The organism is Actinocatenispora rupis (genome assembly GCF_016861975.1).
In the GTDB taxonomy this organism is placed as follows: Bacteria; Actinomycetota; Actinomycetes; order Mycobacteriales; family Micromonosporaceae; genus Actinocatenispora; species Actinocatenispora rupis.
Genome location: NZ_BOMB01000001.1, coordinates 314,926 through 334,913 on the forward strand (window position 1 = coordinate 314,926; position 19,988 = coordinate 334,913).

A 19,988-nucleotide genomic window follows, 5' to 3' on the forward strand; every position below is an offset into this window, starting at 1 on the left:
GAGTTCGATGCGAACCCTGGACGATCTGCTCGCCGAGGGCGTCGACGGTCGGCGCGTGCTGGTGCGCGCCGACCTGAACGTTCCGTTGAGCAGGACCGACGACACGGTCGCGGTCGCCGACGACGGTCGGATCCGGGCGGTGCTGCCCACGGTCACGAAGCTGGCGGAGGCCGGCGCGCGGGTCGTGGTCTGCTCGCATCTGGGCCGCCCGAAGGGCGCGCCGGACCCGAAGTACACGCTGGCGCCGGTGGCGGTGCGGTTCTCCGAGCTGCTGGGCTCGGCGGTCGCGTTCGCCACGGACACGGTGGGCGAGTCGGCCGACGAGGTCACCGGCAAGCTCGCGGCCGGCGAGGTCGCCCTGCTGGAGAACCTGCGCTTCAACGCGGGCGAGACCAGCAAGGACGACGCGGAGCGCGGCGCGTTCGCGGCGAAGCTCGCCACCTACGGCGAGGCGTACGTGGACGACGCGTTCGGTGCCGTGCACCGCAAGCACGCCAGCGTGTACGACGTACCGAAGCTGCTGCCGCACTTCGCGGGTGGCCTGGTGCTGCGCGAGCTGGAGGTGCTGTCCACGCTGACCGCCGAGCCGAAGCGGCCGTACGTGGTGGTGCTGGGCGGCGCGAAGGTGTCCGACAAGCTGGGTGTCATCACCAACCTGCTGCCGAAGGTGGACAAGCTGCTGATCGGCGGCGGCATGTGCTTCACGCTGCTGGCGGCGCAGGGCCACGGGGTCGGTGACTCGCTGCTGGAGGCCGACCAGATCGACACGTGCAAGCGGCTGCTGGCCGAGGGCGGCGACAAGATCGTACTGCCGACCGACGTCGTGGTCGCGGCGGAGCTGTCCGCGACGGCCGAGACCCGCGTGGTCGGCGTGGACCAGATCGCCGCCGGCGACAAGGGTCTGGACATCGGGCCGGAGAGCGGCCGGGCGTTCGCGGCGGAGCTGTCCGGCGCGGCGACCGTGTTCTGGAACGGTCCGATGGGCGTGTTCGAGTTCGAGCCGTTCGCGGCCGGCACCCGTACGGTGGCCGAAGCGGTCACCGGCGCCGGGTTCAGCGTCGTGGGCGGTGGTGACTCGGCCGCCGCGGTGCGCCAGCTCGGCATCGACGAGGACCGGTTCTCGCACATCTCGACCGGCGGCGGCGCTTCCCTGGAGTACCTGGAGGGCAAGTCCCTGCCCGGCGTCGCGGCGCTGGAGGTCTGAGTGGCGAAGTCGGAGAAGCCGGCGCGTCGGCCGTTGATGGCCGGCAACTGGAAGATGAACCTCAACCATCTTGAGGCCATCGCACTGACCCAGAAGCTGGCGTTCAGCCTGACGGAGAAGCAGCTGTCCGAGGTGGAGACGGTGGTGCTGCCGCCGTTCACGGACATCCGCAGCGTGCAGACCCTGGTGGCGGGCGACAAGCTGCTGCTGGGGTACGGCGCGCAGGACCTGTCGCCGTTCGACTCGGGCGCGTACACGGGGGACATCTCCGGGCCGATGCTCGCGAAGCTCGGCTGCGCGTACGTGGCGGTCGGGCACTCGGAGCGCCGGGCGTACCACCACGAGGACGACGCGACGGTCAACGCGAAGGTGAAGGCGGCGCTGAAGCACGGAATCGCGCCGATCCTGTGTGTCGGCGAGGGGCTGGAGGTCCGCGAGGCGGGCGAGCACGTGGCGTACTGCACGGCGCAGCTCGACGCGGCGCTGAAGGGCGTCAAGGCGGAGCAGGCGGAGACGGTCGTCGTGGCGTACGAGCCGGTCTGGGCGATCGGTACGGGCAAGACGGCGACGCCGGACGACGCGCAGGAGGTCATCGGCGCGCTCCGGGCACGGCTGGCCGAGCTGTACTCGGGGGAGACCGCCGAGCGCGTCCGCATCCTGTACGGCGGCTCGGTGAAGTCGAAGAACATCGCCGGGATCATGGCGGAGCCGGACATCGACGGCGCGCTGGTCGGTGGGGCCAGCCTGGACGTCGAGGAGTTCGTGCTGATCTGCCGCTACAAGGATCTGTTCACGACCTGAGCGCGGCACGACGGCGTACGGGGCGGGCACCGACACGGTGTCCGCCCCGTCGTCGTATGGTGACGACACGACTGCGGAGAGCTGTTGGTAGGTTCTCGATGTGCAGAAAGTGTCCTTCACGCTACGCAGTGTCGGTTCGGCGCTGCTCTGCCTCGTTGTCCTGGGATGCGCCGCCACCGGCTGCTCCCGCGCCGGGAACGGCGCCGCAGCCGGCGGGCCGCACCGCGGCGGGACCGTCTACCTGCTGACCGAGTCGAACGGGTTCACCCACCTCGACCCGCAGCTCAACTACACCACGGCGGCGCTCAACGTCGGCCGTCTCGTCTACCGCACGCTCACCGCGTTCCGTGCCACGGCGCGGAATCCGGCCGGCGTCCTGCATCCGGACCTCGCCACCGACCTCGGCCAGGCCAGCGACGGCAACCGCGTCTGGGAGTTCACCCTCCGCCCAGGTACGGCCTGGGAGGACGGGCAGCCGGTCACCTGCGAGCAGGTCCGGTACGGCGTGGAGCGCAGCTTCGCGCCGGGCAGTGCCGGCGGCCCGGCGTACCCGCGGGAACTGTTGGCCGGGGGAGACGACTACCACGGGCCGGCGGACGGCGACCTGTCGTCGGTGACCTGCACCGGCCGGACGATCCGGTTCGAGCTGAACCAGCCGTGCGGCGACTTCGGTGACGTGGTGGCGATGCCGGTCTTCGCCCCGGTACGCCCGGACGTCGACGCGCGCGGCGGCTACGACGAGCGGCCGATGTCCGACGGCCCATACGTGATCGCCCAGCGCGACGACCACCAGATGGTCCTGACCCGCAACCCGTACTGGCGCCAGGAGACCGACCCGGTTCGCCCCGCCTACCCGGACCGCTTCGTCGTACGCTTCGGCGCCGATCCGGTGGTGTCCACCAACGATCTGGTCAACGACACGGGGACGGCGCGGCGGTCGATCCAGCTCGACTACAACGTGCCGCCGAACTTCGTCCAGCAGGTCATCAACGACCCGGTCCTGTCCCGGCGCACGGTCTCCGGCCTGACCGGCGCGATCCGGTACCTGGCCATCAACACGACCAGGGTGCGCGACCTGGACTGCCGCCGCGCCCTCGGGTACGCCCTCGACAAGTCCGCGTACCGGATGGTGGTCGGCGGGTTCGTGGCGGGGGAGTACGCGACGACGATGATCCCGCCGGGGGTGCCCGCGCACCGCGCCGTCGACCCGTACGGCAACTCGTCGCGTACCGGGGGCGACACGCGCCGGGCCGCGGTCCTCGTCGAGACGGCCGGCGGCTGCCCGACCGAGCTGACCCTCGACTACCAGGACGTGGCGAGCTACCGGCAGGCGGCGCTGAGCATCCTCGACTCGTACCAGAAGATCGGGATCCGGGTTCGGCTCAACCCGATCCCCAAGTCCCGGTTCTACGATGTGGTCGGGCGGCCGTCGCGCGAGCACGACCTGGTACTCGCCGCCTGGGTGCCGGACTGGCCGAACGGGTCGTCGATCATCCCGGCGCTGTTCGACGGGCGGCTGCTGGCCCAGCACCGCGACGGCGGCAACTACAACCTCGCCCAGCTCGACGATCCGCGCATCGACGCGCTGATCGACCAGGCGAGGACCCAGCACGACCCGGCCGTCCAGAACGCGCTGTGGGCCAGCGTCGACGCCGCCGTGCTGGCCCGCGGCGCCGCCATCCCCATCCTGTACGAGCGGGGCCTCGCGATGTACGGCAGCGACGTGCGCGGCGCCGTCATGCAGTCCCTGTACGGTGAACCGGACGTACTGGGACTCGGTGTCGCGTGACGGGCCGGGTCTGCCGCTGCCGGGTGCCGGGCGGGCGGCTATGCTGGGACACCGGTCACGCGGCGTACGATGCCCGCGGACGGCACGGCAAGCCTGGTGGACCCGAGAGGATTAGCCCCGCATGAACTGGTTGGCCTACGTTCTGACCGGTCTGTTGATCGTGACGAGCGCGATCCTCGTTCTGCTGATCCTGCTGCACCGGGGCAAGGGCGGCGGCCTGTCGAGCATGTTCGGCGGTGGCGTGTCGTCGAGCCTGTCGGGCTCCTCCGTGGCGGAGAAGAACCTGGACCGCTTCACGGTGATCGTCGGCGTTCTGTGGTTCGCGTGCATTGTCGGCTTGGGGCTGTTGCTCAAGGTGTTCCAAGCAAAGTCGTAATGTGAAAAATGGCCCCAGGCACGTGCCTGAACTGGGGATTCGTCATAAACTCAGCGCGCGACCCGGTTCGGGTCGCGCGCTGAGTCCGTCCCGGGGAGGCCGGCGGACTCGGTCGTGTCTTGCGTTCTGACCCCCCAGCGCGAAGACAGGAGCAAACGACCGTGGCCAGTGGCAACGCCATCCGCGGAACACGAGTGGGCGCTGGACCCGTGCGCCTGCCCGAACACGGGGAACCGGCGCCCCGACGGCACGTCAGCTACTGGTGTGCCAACGACCATGAGGCTCAGCCGCTCTTCGCGGCGGACGCGGCGGTACCCGACACGTGGGACTGCCCGCGGTGTGGGCTGCCCGCCGGCCGGGACCGGGACAACCCGCCGGACCGGCCGCGCACGGAGCCGTACAAGACGCACCTGGCGTACGTGAAGGAGCGGCGCAGCGAGACCGACGGCGCGGCCATCCTCGCCGAGGCGCTCGCCAAGCTCCGCGCGCGGCGCGACGGCTGAACCTGCCGCGTTCCCGCCGGCGGTGGCGGGCATCGGGTGCGGTGAGCCGGGGCGGAGGCTCCGTGTGCGTGGGCACCCGGAGCCGGCGACGGTGTGCCGCGGGCGGCCGCCCCGGGTGCTTCGCGGTCACCGCAACGGGCTGCGGAAAGCGGTCACCGCAACGGGCTGCGGAAACGGGCCGGCAGGTCCGCGGCGGCGTCCTGGTCCAGCAGCCACAACGTGTCCCCGGTTCCGTGTACGCCAGCGGCCGGCACCTGTACCGGGCCGGCACCGGCCAGCGCGAGCCCGACCGCCCGTGCCTTGCCCGTACCGGAGGCGACGAGCCACACCTCCTCGGCGCTGTTGATGGCCGGGGGAGTGAGGCTGATCCGCACCGGCGGCGGCTTCGGCGCGCCACGTACGGCGGTGGTGGTGCGGTCGGCGTAGCTGTCCGGGTGGTTGGCCGGGTGCTCCGGGAACAGCGACGCGACGTGCCCGTCCTCGCCGACGCCCAGCATCAGCACGTCGAAGTGCGGTACCGCCTGGTGGCCGGGGCCGGCGGCGAGCTCCTCGGCGTACCGGGCGGCGGCCGACTCGGGGTCGTCGCCGTCCGGGCCGTCGCTCGCCGGCATCGGATGCACCCGCGCCGGATCCAGCGGTACCGCGGACAGCAGGGCGGCGCGGGCCTGCGTCTCGTTGCGGTCGGGGTGCCCGGCCGGCAGGAAGCGCTCGTCGCCCCACCAGACGTCCACCCGGGACCAGTCGACGGCGTCCCGGGCCCGGCCGTCCCGGACCGCCCGGTGTACGGCGTCGGCGATCCGGCCGCCGGTCAGTACGACGCTCGCGAAGCCGCGGGCGGCCTGCGCGTCGATCAGCCGGGTGGTCAGCCGGGCGGCGACCGCCTCGGCGAGCAGCGTCGGGTCCGCGTGCACGATCACGCTGGAGGTCACCGGTGTCTCCGTTCTCGGCGTAACGAAAGGGGCACGTCACCGTGGTGACGTGCCCCTTCATGATGGGTCAGCTCGACGCCTTCGCGGGCTTCTTGGCCGTCCTGGCCGTCGAGGTCTCCGACTCCTCCGGCTCGGGCTTCTCCGCCAGGGCCGGGTCGTGCCAGATGTGCACCCGCTTGCTGTCCCGGTCGTTGAGTCCCTTCAGACCGGTCGTGGCGGCCAGCGCCGCCGCGTACGGCTCGTCGGGGTCGAGCCGGCGCAACTCCTCGGCCAGCTCCTCCCCGAGCGGGCGGGCCAGCAGCGGCATCGTCCGGTCCGGGAACCCGGTACGCGACAGGGTCGCCGTGCCGTCGTTCCCGTGCACCGTCAGCGTCGTACCGCTGGCGAGGGTCAGCTCGACCTCGGACAGCCCCGACCCGTGCGAGTCGGTGATCTTCGGTTTGACGCCGAGCCGGGCCTGCAGCCAGCCGGACAGTAGCCGCGAACTCGGGTCGTGCGGGTCGGCGGTGATCTTCGCCGACGTCGCCGCGCTGTCCGCGGTGTCGAACGCCCCGGCCAGCGTGGTACGCCACGGCGTGAGCCGCGTCCACGTCAGGTCGGTGTCGCCCGGCGCGTAGTCCTCGGCGCGCAGTTTGAGCGCACCGTCCGGATCGGCCGACTGCGCGGAGTCGGTGATCCGGCGGTCGGCGACCACGCCGAGCGGGTCGTACGCGATCTTCTCCGGCGGGTCGCCGTGCCACCACGTGACCACCGGTACGTCCGGGGCCAGCAGTGGCAGCGCCACCGACTCGGCGTGCAGCGCGAGCCGGCCGTGCATCCGCATGATGACCGCCTCGCACGGGCCGAGCCGCCCGCCGACCATGATCTCGGCGTCCAGCCGGGACTCCTGGTCGAGTACGTTGCGCCGGACCACGATGAGCAGCCGGCACGGGTGCTGCTGCGCGGCGATCATCGCGGCCTGCTCGGTGTCCCGTACGTGCCGCTCGTCGACCACCGCGACCAGGGTCAGCGCCAGGCCGCTGGTCACGCCGCCGGCGCTGCGCCGCTCGGCCGCCAGTGCCTTGACCACCTCGGTACCGGTGGTGTCCCACAGTGCGATCACGGCCGCCTCCAGGTCCTGCCGTCGCGCGCGAGCATGTCGTCCGCCTCGCGCGGGCCCCACTCGCCGGCCCGGTAGTGGTACGGCGTGGTGCCCGACCAGTACTCCTCCAGCGGGTCGACGATCTTCCAGCTCTCCTCGACCTCCTGCGAGTTCGGGAAGAGGGTCTTGTCGCCGAGCAGGACGTCCAGGATGAGCCGCTCGTACGCCTCCGGGCTGGACTCGGTGAACGCCTCGCCGTACAGGAAGTCCATCGCGATGTCGCGGACCTCCATCGAGGTGCCCGGGACCTTCGACCCGAACTTCAGCGTCACGCCCTCGTCCGGCTGCACCCGGATGACGAGCTGGTTGTGGCCCAGCTCCTCGGTGTCGGTCTTCGCGAACGGCAGGTGCGGCGCCGTCTTGAACGACACGGCGATCTCGGTGACGCGCCGCGGCAGCCGCTTGCCGGCCCGGATGTAGAACGGCACCCCGGCCCAGCGGCGGTTCTGCACACCCAACCGGACCGCCACGTACGTCTCCGTGGTGGAGTCGGCGGGCACGTCCTTCTCCTGGTGGTACCCGAGGGCACGCTCACCGGCGACCCAGCCCTGCGCGTACTGACCGCGGATGGCGTACCGCTTGAGGTCCTCGGGCAGGGTGATCGCCCGCAGCACCTTGAGCTTCTCCACCCGCAGCGCCTCGGAGTCGAAGCTGACCGGCTCCTCCAGCGCCACCATGGTGAGCAGCTGGAGCAGGTGGTTCTGCAGTACGTCACGGGCGGCGCCGGCCGAGTCGTAGAACCCGGCGCGGGTGCCGATGCCGACGTCCTCGGCCATCGTGATCTGCACCGAGTCGACGTAGTGCGAGTTCCACACGGGCTCGAACAGGGTGTTGGCGAACCGCAGGGCGAGGATGTTCTGAACGGTCTCCTTGCCCAGGTAGTGGTCGATACGGAAGACGTCCTGCGCGGTGAACACGTTGTCCACCAGGCCGTTGAGGTCCCGCGCCGAGTCCAGGTCGTGCCCGAACGGCTTCTCCACCACGACCCGGCGCCAGCCGCCCGACGCGTCGTTGTCGGACATCCCGGTGCGCTGCAGCTGCTTCAGCACCGTCGGGAACGCCGCCGGCGGGATCGAGAAGTAGAAGGCGGCGTTGCCGCGGATGCCGTGCGAACTGCGCAGCTCGTCCAACGTACGGGCCAGCGTGTCGAACGCCTCGTCGTCGTCGAACGACCCCGGTACGAACTTGATGTTGCCCTGCAACCGGGCCCACACCTGCTCGCGCCACGGCGTACGCGCGTGCTGCTGCGCGGCGTCCCGGGCGATCTGCTCGAAGTCGCCGTGCCCCCAGTCACGCCGGGCGAAGCCCAGCATGACGAAACCGGGCGGCAGCAGCCCCCGGTTGGCCAGGTCGTACACGGCCGGGATCAGCTTCTTGCGGGCCAGGTCGCCGGTCACTCCGAAGATCACCAGAGCACACGGCTCGGGTACCCGGGGCAGCCGCCGGTCCTGCGGATCACGAAGCGGATTGACCGACGGCTCGGCCGTCTTGTCGGTCTCCTTGGAGGCGGACCGCCTCACTGGTGCCCTCCCTGGATCGGGGCCGCCGGGCGGATCTGCCCGGCGGCCGAGGTGCCCGCGTGCGCGGCGGTTGGCCTCACTGCGCCCGACCGAGCTGGGTGCGCACGCTGTCCAGCAGCTCCGTCCAGCTCTTCTCGAACTTCTCGACACCCTCGCGCTCCAGGACCTCGACCACGTCGTCGTAGTCGACGCCCAGCTTCTTGAGGGAGTCCAGGACCTGCTGCGCCTCCGCGTACGCCGGGGTGATGGTGTCACCGCGCGTCTCGCCGTGGTCCGCGTACGCCAGGATCGTCTTCTCCGGCATGGTGTTGACGATGCCGGGGGCGACGAGCTCCTCCACGTACAGCGTGTCGCGCAGGTTGGGGTCCTTGGTACTGGTGGACGCCCACAGCGGACGCTGCGGGTGGGCACCCGCGGCGGCCAGCGCCTGCCACCGGTCGGAGGCGAAGCGCTCCTCGTACAGCTGGTACGCCAGCCGCGCGTTGGCGATCGCCGCCGTACCCTTCAGCTTCTCCGCGTCCGGCCCGCCGATGGCGGCCAGCCGCTTGTCCACCTCGGTGTCCACCCGGGACACGAAGAAGGACGCCACGCTGGCCAGCTTCGACAGGTCGTGCCCGTTGGCCTTCGCCTGCTCCAGGCCGGTGAGGAACGCGTCGATGACCTCGCCGTACCGCTCCAGGCTGAAGATCAGCGTGACGTTGACGCTGATGCCCTGCGCCAGGGCGGCGGTGATCGCCGGCAGGCCCGCCCGGGTCGCCGGGATCTTGATGAACAGGTTCGGCCGATCGACCAGCCACCAGAGTGCGCCGGCCTCGGCGATGGTCTTGTCCGTCTCGTTCGCCAGCCGCGGGTCGACCTCCAGCGACACCCGGCCGTCGACCCCGTCGCTCTCGTCGTACGCCGGGCGCAGCACGTCGCAGGCCCAGCGCACGTCGTACGCGGTGATCATGCGGGTGGCCTCGTCCAGCGAGACGCCCCGGACGGCGAGGTCGGCGATCTGGTCGGCGTAGTCATCCGCGTCCGACAGCGCCTTCGCGAAGATCGTCGGGTTGCTGGTGACACCGACGACGTGCTTCTCCCGCCGGAGCGCGTCCAGGTTGCCGGACGCGAGCCGCTGCCGCGAGATGTCGTCGAGCCACACCGCCACACCGGCAGCGGAGAGATCGGCGAGTCTGTCGGTCATGATGAGCTTTCACCTCCTGCCGCTCGCCATGCCCGCCGGCCGGGCGCGCGGCGCTGTGTCGTGTCTAGTGCTCTGTTGTGTTCAACCGGCGACCGGGTGGTAAACGTTCCCCGGCAGGGTGTTCCCTCAGGCACGCTCCCGGGTCCGGTGCGCCGCCGCGACCACGTTGTCCACGGTGAACCCGAACTCCTCGAACAGGACCGTATCGGGGGCGCTGGCGCCGTAGTGCTCGATGCTCACCGACTCGCCGATGTCGCCGACCAGGTCGCGCCAGCACATCGCGATGCCGGCCTCGACCGAGACCCGTGCCCGGACCGCCGGCGGCAGGACCTGGTCCCGGTACGCCTGCGGCTGGGCGTCGAACCACTCGCGGCACGGCATCGACACCAGCCGGGTCGGTACGCCCTCGGCCTGGAGCCGCTCGCGCGCCTTCGCGGCCAGCGACACCTCGCTGCCGGTGGCGATCAGGACGACCTCGGGCGCGCCGCCCTCGGCGTCGGCCAGCACGTACCCGCCCTTCGCGGTGCCCTCGGCCGACGCGTACGCCGTGCGGTCGAAGGTCGGCAGGTTCTGCCGGGACAGCACCAGCGCGGTCGGCCGGTCGGTGTGCTCCAGCGCGCCGCGCCAGGCCCACGCGGTCTCGTTGGCGTCCGCCGGGCGGACCACGTCGAGGCCGGGGATGGCGCGCAGCGCGGTCAGGTGCTCGATCGGCTGGTGGGTCGGGCCGTCGCCGCCGAGCCCGATCGAGTCGTGCGTCCACACGTACACGACCGGCAGCTTCATCAGCGCCGCGAGCCGTACCGCGGGGCGCATGTAGTCGCTGAACACCAGGAACGTGCCGCCGAACGGCCGGGTGCCGCCGTGCAGCACGATGCCGTTGAGGATCGAGCCCATGCCGTGCTCGCGGATGCCGAAGTGCAGCACCCGCCCGTACGGGTTCCCCGGGAACTCCTTCGTCGAGTACTCGGTGGGCAGGAACGACTCGGCGCCGCTGATGGTGGTGTTGTTGCTCTCCGCGAGGTCGGCCGAACCGCCCCACAGCTCCGGCAGTACGGGGGCGAGCGCGTCGATGACCGTGCCGGACGCCTTCCGGCTGGCCATACCCTTGGCGTCGGCCGGGAACACCGGCAGCGCCTCGTGCCAGCCGTCGGGCAGCTCGCGACGGGACAGCCGCTCGTACAGCGCCGCGGCCTCGGCGTTCTGCGCCGCCCACGCGTCGAACGTCCGCTGCCACGCGGCCTGCTCGGCGGTGCCGCGCTCGCGCGCCTGCCGCGCGTACGCCAGGACGTCGTCGGCGACCTCGAAGTGCTTCTCCGGGTCGAAGCCCAGGACCTTCTTGGTGGCGGCCAGCTCGTCGGCGCCCAGCGCCGAGCCGTGGATCTTGCCGGTGTTCTGCTTGTTCGGCGCGGGCCAGCCGATGATGGTGCGCAGCGAGATGAACGACGGCTTGTCCGTCACGGCCTTCGCGGCCTCGATCGCCCGGTACAGCTGCTCCGGGTCCTCGTGATAATCGCCACCTGTGGTCCAGTCCACCGTCTGCACGTGCCAGCCGTACGCCTCGTACCGCGCGGCGACGTCCTCGGACTTGGCGACGTCGGTGTCGTCCTCGATGGAGATGTGGTTGTCGTCGTAGATGACGACCAGGTTGCCGAGCTTCTGGTGTCCGGCCAGGGCGCTCACCTCGTGCGTGACGCCCTCCTCGATGTCGCCGTCCGAGCAGATGGCGTACACGAAGTGGTCGAACGGGCTCTGGCCGGCCGGCGCCTCCGGATCGAACAGACCGCGCTCGCGGCGGGCGGCCATCGCCATGCCGACCGCGTTGCCCAGGCCCTGCCCGAGCGGACCGGTGGTGGTCTCGACGCCGGCGGTGTGCCCGTGCTCGGGGTGGCCGGGGGTACGCGAGTTCCACTGGCGCAGCTGCTTGAGGTCCTCCAGCTCCAGGCCGTACCCGGCGAGGTAGAGCTGGATGTAGAGGGTGAGACTGGAATGCCCGCACGACAACACGAAACGGTCCCGGCCCGCCCAGTTCGGATCGGCCGGGTCGTGCCGCATGACCCGCTGGAACAGCAGGTAGGCGGCGGGGGCCAGGCTCATCGCGGTACCGGGGTGGCCGTTGCCGGCCTTCTCCACGGCGTCGGCGGCGAGAACCCGGATCGTGTCCACCGTGCGCCGGTCGAGCTCAGACCATTCGAATGGTGTGTCGGTCACGGTTTGGCTCTCCTGTCCTCAACGTTCCTGCGATTGGCAGGTCGCGGCATGCGTGTCCGAGCCGGGGGTACCCGCCGACTCGACCCTACCCACGCCCCGCACGGAGCGTGGTCGGATCCCTCGTGTGGTCACCTGGTGGACGGTGTGCCAGGGTGTACCGCGGGCCCACGCATCCTGTACCCCGTCGAGCGGCATTGTCACCCCTGCCGGCCAGTGGCCGAGACCCCGGCATTAGTCTGTTCTACGACTCGTAGTACGGCACCGGTGCGGTCCGCGCGGTGCGTTCGTCCCCGACGCCGGAAGGTGGCTGGATCCGCGTGAGTACGGTCGCCGACCCCGACACCTCAGCAGCCGGCGCCGCAACCGCGGAGTCGGCGCAGGCCGCCCTTCCGACCGGACGTAGCCGGATCGGCGCGGTCGTCAAGGCGTACGTGGCGCTCACCAAGCCGCGGATCGTCGAGCTGCTGCTGATCACGACCGTGCCGACGATGTTCCTCGCCGCGCGCGGCCTGCCGTCGATCGTGACGATGCTGGTCGTGGTGGTCGGCGGCGCGCTCGCCGCCGGCAGCGCCAACGCGCTCAACTGCTACATCGACCGCGACATCGACCAGGTCATGCGGCGCACGTCGACCCGGCCGCTGGTCCGGCACACCGTCTCGCCGCGCGCCGCGCTGGTGTTCGGGCTGGTCATCGGCGTGCTGTCGGTGGTGCTGATCGCCGCGTTCACCAACCTGCTGGCCGCCGGTCTCACCCTCGCCTCGATCGTCTACTACGACGTCGTCTACACGCTGCTGCTCAAGCGGCGCACCGCCGCCAGTACGTTCTGGGGCGGGATCTGCGGGTCGGCGCCGGTGCTGATCGGCTGGGCGGCGGTCACCGGCGGGCTCGGCTGGACGCCGTGGATGGTGTTCGCCGTGGTGTTCTTCTGGCAGCCGCCGCACTTCTGGGCGCTGGCCATCAAGTTCAAGAAGGACTACGCGGCGGCCGGCGTGCCGATGCTGCCCGTGGTCGCCTCGCTGCGCCGGGTCCTCGCCGAGACCATCGCGTACTCGTGGCTCATGGTCGCCGCGTCCGTCGCCGTGTGGCCGCTCGCCACCACCCCGGTGTACGGGATCGCCGCGATCGTGCTCGGCGCGCTGTTCCTCGTCGAGGTGCACCGGCTCTACTGGCGGCACCAGCGCGGCCAGAAGATCAAGCCGATGTACCTGTTCCACTGGTCGATCACGTACCTGACGCTGCTGTTCGTGGCGCTCGCGGTGGACGCGTTCCTGTAGCCGCCGGCCGTGAGCCTTCTCATGGCGTACGACGGGGTCGTCCGGGGCTGGTCGGCATTGCGGACGAAACCGGGTGTTACGGGCTGCTGAGCGGTAAGTCACGTCACACGTTCACACAAGTTGTCCGCGTGGACGTTGGCGACGTGCCTACGCTCCTTCACATGCCAGACACCCCCGTGGCTTCATCGCAGGAGTCCGAGCCGGTCCCGGCCGGGATCGTCGCCGGACTCAAGTCGTTCACCGCGGCGCACTCCGGTGCCACCGCGGTCATCGAGTACGTGGGTCGGCGTGGCGCGCGGATCGTGCTCGTCGGCGAGGACGGCGCGTGGGGCGACCAGCTCGCTCCAGCCACCGACGTGGCCCGCGCCGCCTGCAAGGAGGCGGGCGTCCCGGTCGAGAACGGCTGGGAGCGCGAGCTGACCGAGAACATGCACGGCGGACCCGGCCTCTGGGAGTCCATGGGCCGCACCGCCCTCACCCGCTGACAGCAACGAGGAAGGCCCCGCCGGGATCCGGCGGGGCCTTCGTCGTGTCAGGACGGTCTGTCGGAACGGTGCGCCGTCGGCACCCGCCCCGAGCGGCGCGAGTCCCGTACGACGGCGCCGTCGTACGGGATGGCTCAGCGGCGCGACCAGACGGGCCGTGGGCGCTCGTCGTCGAGCGGACGGGTCGACTCCCAGATCCGGCGCCAGCGGGCCGCACCGGCCGGATCCGGTACCGCCACGTCGGTCGACGCGGCACCGTCGGACTCGGCGGCCGCCGGCGTCGCGGCGATGGCGGCGGGGCCGGTCGGCGGGGACAGCTCACCGGCGGCGGACGCCCGGATCGCCTGGTACCAGCCCAGCTCCTCCTCGTTCCACAGCCGGGTGACCTCGGACATCATCCGGAAGCTGAAGTCGCGGACACCCTCGTCGGCGTCGGGCCGGATGGGGCGGCCGTACCGGATGACGACCTTGGGACGGCCGGGGCGGGGCCAGTTGCGGCCGCGCGGCATCGCCCCGTACGTGCCGCGCAGCGCGATCGGTACGCACGGGATGCCCTTGCTGAGGCACAGCGCCGCGGCGCCCAGCTTGAACGGGTTCATCCAGCCGTCCTGGGAGCGGGTGCCCTCCGGGAACAGCAGCAGCGACCACGCGTCGTCGACGAGCTTGCCGGCGAGGCCGCGCAGTCGACGCGACCCGTACCGCTCGACGGGGAAGGTGTTGAACACCAGCGCCGTCGTGAACGCCCGCCAGCGCGCGTCGAAGAAGTAGTCCGCGGCGGCGCCGACCGCGAGCCGGTCGGTGAACCGGCGCGGCAGCGACCCGAGGATCACCGGGGTGTCCAGGTGGCTGGAGTGGTTGGCGATGAACACCGCCGGCCCCCGCAGCCCGTCCAGATACTCGGCGCCCTCGACCTGTACCCGGGTCTGGCTCCAGGCCACCGGTTTCAGCACGCCCCGCTGGATCGCGGTACGCACGATGCCGGTGACCGGGGTCCGCGCCCAGCCGGTCGGGAACTCCTTCGGCTCGACCTTCTCGGCCCACTTCTCCGCCGACCGCGGGGTACGGGACCGGCCGCGCCAGTCCCGCCCCCGGGTGAGGAGCTTGGCCTCACTGATCAGACCCATGGCCCTACCTCACGTCCGCGAGCGTCAGCGGCGGCATGTGCAGGTAGCTGATCTCCGGGCTGCTGCCGACGGTGTGCTTGGCCATCTCCAGCGCGTCGCCCAACGTCGACGCGGTACGGAAGCCGAGCCGCCCGGCGGTCCGCCGGTCCGCGCCGACGAAGATCACGTCACCCAGGTGGTCCATGGCGTGCGCCGCCCAGTACCACATGTAGAAGGGGTGCACGCCGTGGTACGCGTACGAGTTGCGGTACAGGTGGATGTACCACTCGTCGGTCGCGAACTGCTTCTCGTACTTGGCTTCCAGCTGCGCCGGGTCGGTGGTCTCCGCGAGCACCTCTTCGAAGAAGTCGATGTAGCTCGGGTGGTGCACCGGATGGAACTCGTTCGGCATCGGGTGGTAGAAGATCCCGACGCCGCCCTTCCGGACGATCGGCTGGTTGAGATACATGTTGAACTGGTAGCCGAGGCCCATGGACGTCACCAGGATCGGGTTCATGATCGAGTTGACGTTGTAGGGGCAGATGAACGGCACGCCGAAGATGCCGACGTCGGACTGCCCGTTGACCTCGACCCGCTGCTGCTGGTGCACCTTCTGCAGGGTCAGCGGGTGCACCTGGCTCGGCGCGCCGGCGTTGATGCCGGTCACGCCGTACGGCGCGTACGACGACTGCCAGAGCTTGCGGCGCATCTTCGGCGGCAGCATGTCGTTGCCGCGCTTGACCGCCAGGTACGACGCCTGGTCCTTGAGGTTCCACTCCCACTCGCGCTTGTTCAGGAAGCTCATCGCGGAGGGGAACGGCTCGTTGTTCATCGTCGTTTCGATCGTGAAGACCTTGACGTGCCCGCCCAGCAGATCCGCCATCCGGTTGTACGAGTGGTGCATCGCGGAGTTCGGCGGGTCGTTGAACGACCGGGAGTGCTTCAACGTGTGCGAGTTGTGGTGGTGGCGCAGGCTGTTGTAGCTGGCCAGGCCCACCGACACGGACTTCGGACCGCCGGACATCGCGGTCAGGTTGATGTTGACGTAGATGAGCAGGTCGGACTCGACGGCCCGCTTGTTCAGCTCGACGTCCTCACCGTGGTCGGTCTTGCCGAGGTTGACCAGGTTCGCCTTGTCCTCGGCGTCGTGGTTGCGCAGGTGCTCCGGGAAGAACGCGCGGAACACCCGCTCGCCGACCGCCCGCTTCAGCTCCGACGGCGTCATCCGGCGGTGCAGCGCGTTCGCCGCGACGAGTTCGACGTCGTCGACACCCTTGCGCGCCGCCAGCTCCAGTACGTGCTCCAGGATCCGCTGCCGGATGTCCGGGGTCTGCATCTGCGGCAGCGGGATGGAGATGTCGTCGAACGCGATCGTCAGCTTCATGCCCGGCTTGAGCAGCTCCGGCAGCGGCTCCATGCCGTGCGGGTGCAGCAGCGCGTGCCGGATCGCGGCGTTCACGTCGCGGATGCCGGGCAGCGAGTCCGGCGGGTAGATCACCTTGCTGCCCAGCGGCAGCCCTTCCAGCCGGAACCCCTCGCCCTGGTGGATCAGCAGCGGTGGGGTCCGCTCGTCGACCTCAAGTACGAACCCTGGCCTGCTCACGCCGCCGCCTCCCGTTGCGTCCCAACGAATCTGTCGTCCATCACTGCTGTCCCGGGTCGAAGGCGACCTTCACCGTACCGAGCCGACCCGCGGCGAACGCGTGTCCGATCGCGTCGCGCCACCGGCTCAGCGGGTACACCGCGTCCACGTACCCGTCCAGCGGGGCGCCCGCCGCCAGCGAGATCGCCTCGGCGAAGTCACCACCGCGGCCGTCCGCCCGTACCTTCTCCTCCGCCGCGTTCGGTACGTCGTCGCCGAGCGCACCGGGCCCACCGTGGTCCGACGCGTACGCCCCGACCAGGTTCAGCTCCCGGTACCACAGCGGGGTGAGGTCGACGCCGGAGTTCGGCATGCCGGACACGACGACGGTGCCGCCGGCGCGGACCAGCCGCAGCGCGGTGGACAGCCCGGCCGCCCCGCCCGTGCACTCGAACGCGATGTCCGCGCCGCCCAGCAGGAACTCGTCGCCGATCTCCGGGTGCTGCAACGAGCCGCCGGTCGCGCGGCGCAGCGCCCTTGGCGCCCGCTTCGGCTCGAACACCTCGGTGGCGCCCAGTTCCTTGGCCCGTGCGCGCTGGTGGCCGTGCTTGGCCACCACGTAGATCGGGCCGGCCTGGGTGAACTCGCGCAGCGCCAGCAGCGTGAACAGTCCGACCGTGCCGGCCCCGATCAGCAGCACCGACGCACCCGCCGGTACGTGCACGCGGCGGACCGAGTGCACCGCGCAGGCGATCGGCTCGACCAGTACGGCGCGCTCGTTGCTCAGCTCGTCCGGTACCCGGTGGAGCTGGCTGGCGTGCGCGACGAGCTGCCGGCTCCAGCCGCCGCCGGTGTCGGCGCAGAAGCCGGTCTGCAGCCCGGCGGACACGCTGCCGCCGGTGACGTGGTCGCAGCGGGACTGCCGGCCGGTCGCGCACCACATGCACGGCTCGACGCCGCGCGGCCCGCAGGACAGCACCGGGTCCATCACCACGCGGCTGCCCTTGGGCAGGCCGGGCAGCTCGTCCATGGTCTCGGCGACGATCTCGTGGCCGGGGGTGAACGGCATCGAGATCATCGGCGTCAGGTACGGCGAGTTGCGGCCGTTGAGCAGCCCCAGGTCGGAGCCGCAGATGCCGGACAGCAGCGGCTTGAGCCGGGTCCAGTCGTCGCCCGGCCGGCGCGGCTCGGCCTTGTTGGTCAGCCGCAGCGGCGCCATGTTGCCGGCGATCAGCCCCGCCATCCGGCCGCCCAGCTTCGTACCGGTCGCGGTCCGAGTGGCCAGGTAGCGCGCGGGGGACCGGTGGTACTCCAGCGCCAGGATCACCGGGTCACCTCCGGCGCGCCCGCCGGGGCGGCGATGCCCCAGCTGCCCGCGAGCTGGCTGTCCTCGCTCGACTCCATCAACGCCTCCACCGGACCCAGCGTGTGCCGGCCCCACTGCTGGATCGTCCACTTCTTGCGCTTCGCGTGCCGGTACAGCTTGGGGTCGGGGTTGACCGCGTTGGCGTGCCCGACGGCCTCCAGCATCGGCCGGTCCGAGAAGCTGTCCCCGTACGCGTACGACTTGGCCAGGTCGTAGCCGCCCTTCAGCGCGTAACGCCGGAGGTACGCGGCGCGCGCCTCACCGGTCAGCGGCGGCGCGTCCAGGTAGCCGGTGAACACGCCGTCGACGACGTGCAGCCGGCTGGCCACGACCTCGTCGAACAGCGCCTCCAACGGCGAGACGAGCACGTCGATCGCGCCGGTGATCAGCAGCGTGCGGTGCCCGGCGGCCTTGTGCTTGCGTACCTGCCGGACGGCCTCGGGCAGTGCCCGCAGCAGCAGCGTGTCGCCCAGCCGGTCGGTCACCAGGCGGCGCAGCTCGGCCGCGTCGGCGCCCTCGTACCGCCGGAGGAACGTGCGGACGAAGTCGCCGCGGTCCCGCCGCTCGGCCGCCAGGTACTTCGGCATCGCGGAGGCGAGGTCGGCCAGCTCGCCGACCCAGCCGGTCTTCGTCTTACCGGCGAGCTTCGCCCACAGGTACGCCTCGATCATGTTCGAGGCGATGACCGTGCCCTCCAGGTCGAACGCGGCGACGACGTCGGTGCCCTCGGGCAGCTCGGCCTTCCTCGCCACGGCCTTCGACCGGGGACGGGACGCGACCGCGCGCATCGCGGCGGTGACCGCGGGGTAGTGCACGTCCTGCAGGTAGTGGCGCCAGTCGATGACGCGCGGGTCGAAGCCGTCCCGTTCCTTCGCGTCGTCCGGCAGCGTCTCGTGCAGCGCCAGCAGCCGGTCGTCGGTGTAGATGACCTCGGCCTCGGTGTACACCCCGTAGAGGTCCGAGTACTTGCGCAGGAACTCCAGCTCGCGCTGCTTGCGGTGGACCTTCGTCATCCAGTCGCGGGTGCGCTCCGAGGCGGGCAGCTTCAGCAGCGCCTGCTCGGCGAAGCCGGTCGCCCGCTCCCCGGTCCGCAGCAGCCGCTCGACCGAGCGCTGACCCGGGAACTTCCAGATCGGCACCTTGATCTCGCCGCGCCCGCCGTCCGGCATCGGGTGCGCCTCGAAGTACGCCCGGACCGTCGAGTACATGTCGCGGAAGTGCAGCGGGTTGGAGTGCCCGGAGCCGACGTGGAAGTACTTCGGGTCGGCCGGCTCGGGCGGCGCGGCGGCCACCGCGAGCGTCGCGTTGACGACCAGGTCGACCGGGATGATGTCCAGCACGCCGTCCGGCAGCCCGGGGAACTCCTGGAGGATGCCCCGCCCGTACGCCAGGATGATCGGGTCGGCCATCTTGAACCCGTCGATCCACCCCGGATACGGGTACTTCAGCGCCGACTCGACGATCGCCGGCCGTACGATCGACAGCCGGTGCCCGGCGCCGGCCCACATCTGCTCGGCCGCCCGCTCGCCCAACGCCTTCGTGAACGTGTACACGTCCGGCCAGCCGAGGCTCTGCGCGCGCAGCCGCCCGTAGTCGACGAGGCGCTTGGCGACCCACTCCTTGCGCGCGTCCTCGGCGGCGAGCGCCGCGGACTGCGGACCGGCCTTGCCGTGGTCCTCGCGGGCGTCGGCCAACGCCTTGCGCAGCGCCTCCGGCCGGCGCGAGTCGCGCTCGACCTCGTCGCGCGCCTCCAGCGCGGCGGCCAGCTCGGTCTGCCAGTCGACCGTGTGGTCCAGCGACGCCTCCGGTACGACGCCCTTGCGGGCACCCGCCACGTACGCCGTGGAGATGTGCACGACGTGCGGGTCCGTGCCGGTGGCCTCGATCGCCTGGTACAGGTTCACCACGCCGGACACGTTGGTACGGAAGGCGTCGTCGATCGGCGGGTCGAACGACACCGTCGACGCGCAGTGGATCACCACGTCGAGGTCGTCCGGCAGGACGGGCGGGTTGCCGCCGAGGTCGCCCTCGACCACGTCGACCCGCTCGGCGGCGATCCGGGCCACCTCGTCGTCGCCGACCCGCTCGCGCCAGCGGCTGAACACCGGCTTGCGCAGCATGCTGGTCAGGCGCTGCGCGGCGGGCGTGCTGCCCTTCTTGCGGATCATCACGGACACCCGGGTGTCCGGGTAGTCGGAGAGCAGTTTCTCCAGCGTGGCCTGGCCGAGGAACCCGGTCGCGCCGGTGAGCAGCACGTGCGCGCCGGCCAACCGGCCGCCCACGCCGCCCGTCTCCGCACCACCGCTGTGGTCGTCCGCCACCTGCGCCCTCCCCGGCCGTCGACTGCTGCGGGCCCGGCGGTCGCCGTCCCGTGGCCACGACACGGTATACGTTCGCCGGTCGCCGGCCGAACCGCGGGTTGCCCGCGACGACGGCGCAGCGCGACGACCGCGCGACCCTTCGTCGAGGTCGTCGATCTTGCCCGTCGCGCGGGTCAACCAGCAGGTCCCGGTACGAAATTATC

At 71.2% G+C, this 19,988-nt stretch carries 16 protein-coding genes; 7 read left to right on the plus strand and 9 right to left on the minus strand.

Features of this window, described 5'->3' with window-relative positions:
* Positions 1–7: 7 nt before the first annotated feature.
* The 5 genes from Aru02nite_RS01410 (at position 8) to Aru02nite_RS01430 (ending at position 4,673) form a co-directional block, all read left to right on the plus strand.
* Entirely contained in the window at positions 8–1,204 is a 1,197-nt protein-coding gene (locus Aru02nite_RS01410; RefSeq protein WP_203654205.1) for a phosphoglycerate kinase, read from the plus strand.
* Positions 1,205–1,240: 36 nt separating this feature from the next.
* Complete coding sequence (gene tpiA / locus Aru02nite_RS01415) at positions 1,241–2,005, plus strand: triose-phosphate isomerase (RefSeq protein WP_203654588.1); 765 nt, start codon at positions 1,241–1,243, stop codon at positions 2,003–2,005.
* A gap of 100 nt (positions 2,006–2,105) precedes the next feature.
* Positions 2,106–3,794, plus strand: a complete 1,689-nt coding sequence (locus Aru02nite_RS01420; RefSeq protein WP_203654206.1) for an ABC transporter substrate-binding protein — start codon at positions 2,106–2,108, stop codon at positions 3,792–3,794.
* Between the two features lie 121 nt (positions 3,795–3,915).
* Positions 3,916–4,170 (plus strand): preprotein translocase subunit SecG, encoded by a 255-nt coding sequence (gene secG, locus Aru02nite_RS01425; protein WP_203654207.1) that lies wholly within the window; start codon positions 3,916–3,918, stop codon positions 4,168–4,170.
* Between the two features lie 161 nt (positions 4,171–4,331).
* Positions 4,332–4,673, plus strand: coding sequence for an RNA polymerase-binding protein RbpA (locus Aru02nite_RS01430; RefSeq protein ID WP_203654208.1), 342 nt, complete (start codon positions 4,332–4,334; stop codon positions 4,671–4,673).
* A gap of 152 nt (positions 4,674–4,825) precedes the next feature.
* On the opposite strand, the gene pgl is transcribed toward Aru02nite_RS01430, so the two are convergent.
* The 5 genes from pgl to tkt form a co-directional block, all read right to left on the minus strand.
* Positions 4,826–5,602 (minus strand): 6-phosphogluconolactonase, encoded by a 777-nt coding sequence (pgl, locus tag Aru02nite_RS01435; protein ID WP_203654209.1) that lies wholly within the window; start codon positions 5,600–5,602, stop codon positions 4,826–4,828.
* 67 nt (positions 5,603–5,669) lie between these two features.
* Complete coding sequence (locus Aru02nite_RS01440) at positions 5,670–6,704, minus strand: glucose-6-phosphate dehydrogenase assembly protein OpcA (protein WP_203654210.1); 1,035 nt, start codon at positions 6,702–6,704, stop codon at positions 5,670–5,672.
* A complete protein-coding gene (zwf, locus tag Aru02nite_RS01445) occupies positions 6,701–8,263 on the minus strand; it encodes a glucose-6-phosphate dehydrogenase (protein ID WP_203654212.1) in 1,563 nt (520 codons plus the stop codon). Before zwf ends, Aru02nite_RS01440 begins: the two co-directional genes overlap by 4 nt.
* Positions 8,264–8,339: 76 nt before the next feature.
* Positions 8,340–9,446, minus strand: coding sequence for a transaldolase (gene tal / locus Aru02nite_RS01450; RefSeq protein WP_203654214.1), 1,107 nt, complete (start codon positions 9,444–9,446; stop codon positions 8,340–8,342).
* A 126-nt stretch (positions 9,447–9,572) separates the two neighbouring features.
* Entirely contained in the window at positions 9,573–11,654 is a 2,082-nt protein-coding gene (tkt, locus tag Aru02nite_RS01455; RefSeq protein WP_203654216.1) for a transketolase, read from the minus strand.
* Positions 11,655–11,971: 317 nt separating this feature from the next.
* Between tkt and Aru02nite_RS01460 the strand changes: the two genes are divergently transcribed.
* Entirely contained in the window at positions 11,972–12,928 is a 957-nt protein-coding gene (locus tag Aru02nite_RS01460) for a heme o synthase (RefSeq protein ID WP_203654217.1), read from the plus strand.
* Between the two features lie 161 nt (positions 12,929–13,089).
* Complete coding sequence (locus Aru02nite_RS01465; RefSeq protein WP_203654218.1) at positions 13,090–13,413, plus strand: hypothetical protein; 324 nt, start codon at positions 13,090–13,092, stop codon at positions 13,411–13,413.
* A gap of 134 nt (positions 13,414–13,547) precedes the next feature.
* On the opposite strand, the gene Aru02nite_RS01470 is transcribed toward Aru02nite_RS01465, so the two are convergent.
* Genes Aru02nite_RS01470 through Aru02nite_RS01485 form a run of 4 tightly spaced genes read right to left on the minus strand, consistent with a single transcriptional unit; the run spans position 13,548 to position 19,785 of the window.
* Positions 13,548–14,537 (minus strand): lysophospholipid acyltransferase family protein, encoded by a 990-nt coding sequence (locus Aru02nite_RS01470; protein WP_203654219.1) that lies wholly within the window; start codon positions 14,535–14,537, stop codon positions 13,548–13,550.
* 4 nt (positions 14,538–14,541) lie between these two features.
* Complete coding sequence (larAH, locus tag Aru02nite_RS01475; protein ID WP_203654220.1) at positions 14,542–16,119, minus strand: NPN-dependent hydroxyacid isomerase, LarAH14/15/16 family; 1,578 nt, start codon at positions 16,117–16,119, stop codon at positions 14,542–14,544.
* 40 nt (positions 16,120–16,159) lie between these two features.
* Entirely contained in the window at positions 16,160–17,425 is a 1,266-nt protein-coding gene (locus Aru02nite_RS01480) for a zinc-dependent alcohol dehydrogenase (protein ID WP_203654221.1), read from the minus strand.
* Positions 17,422–19,785 carry an HAD-IB family hydrolase gene (locus Aru02nite_RS01485; protein ID WP_203654223.1) on the minus strand — a complete coding sequence of 788 codons (2,364 nt, stop codon included), beginning with the start codon at positions 19,783–19,785 and terminating at the stop codon, positions 17,422–17,424. Before Aru02nite_RS01485 ends, Aru02nite_RS01480 begins: the two co-directional genes overlap by 4 nt.
* Positions 19,786–19,988 lie beyond the last annotated feature (203 nt).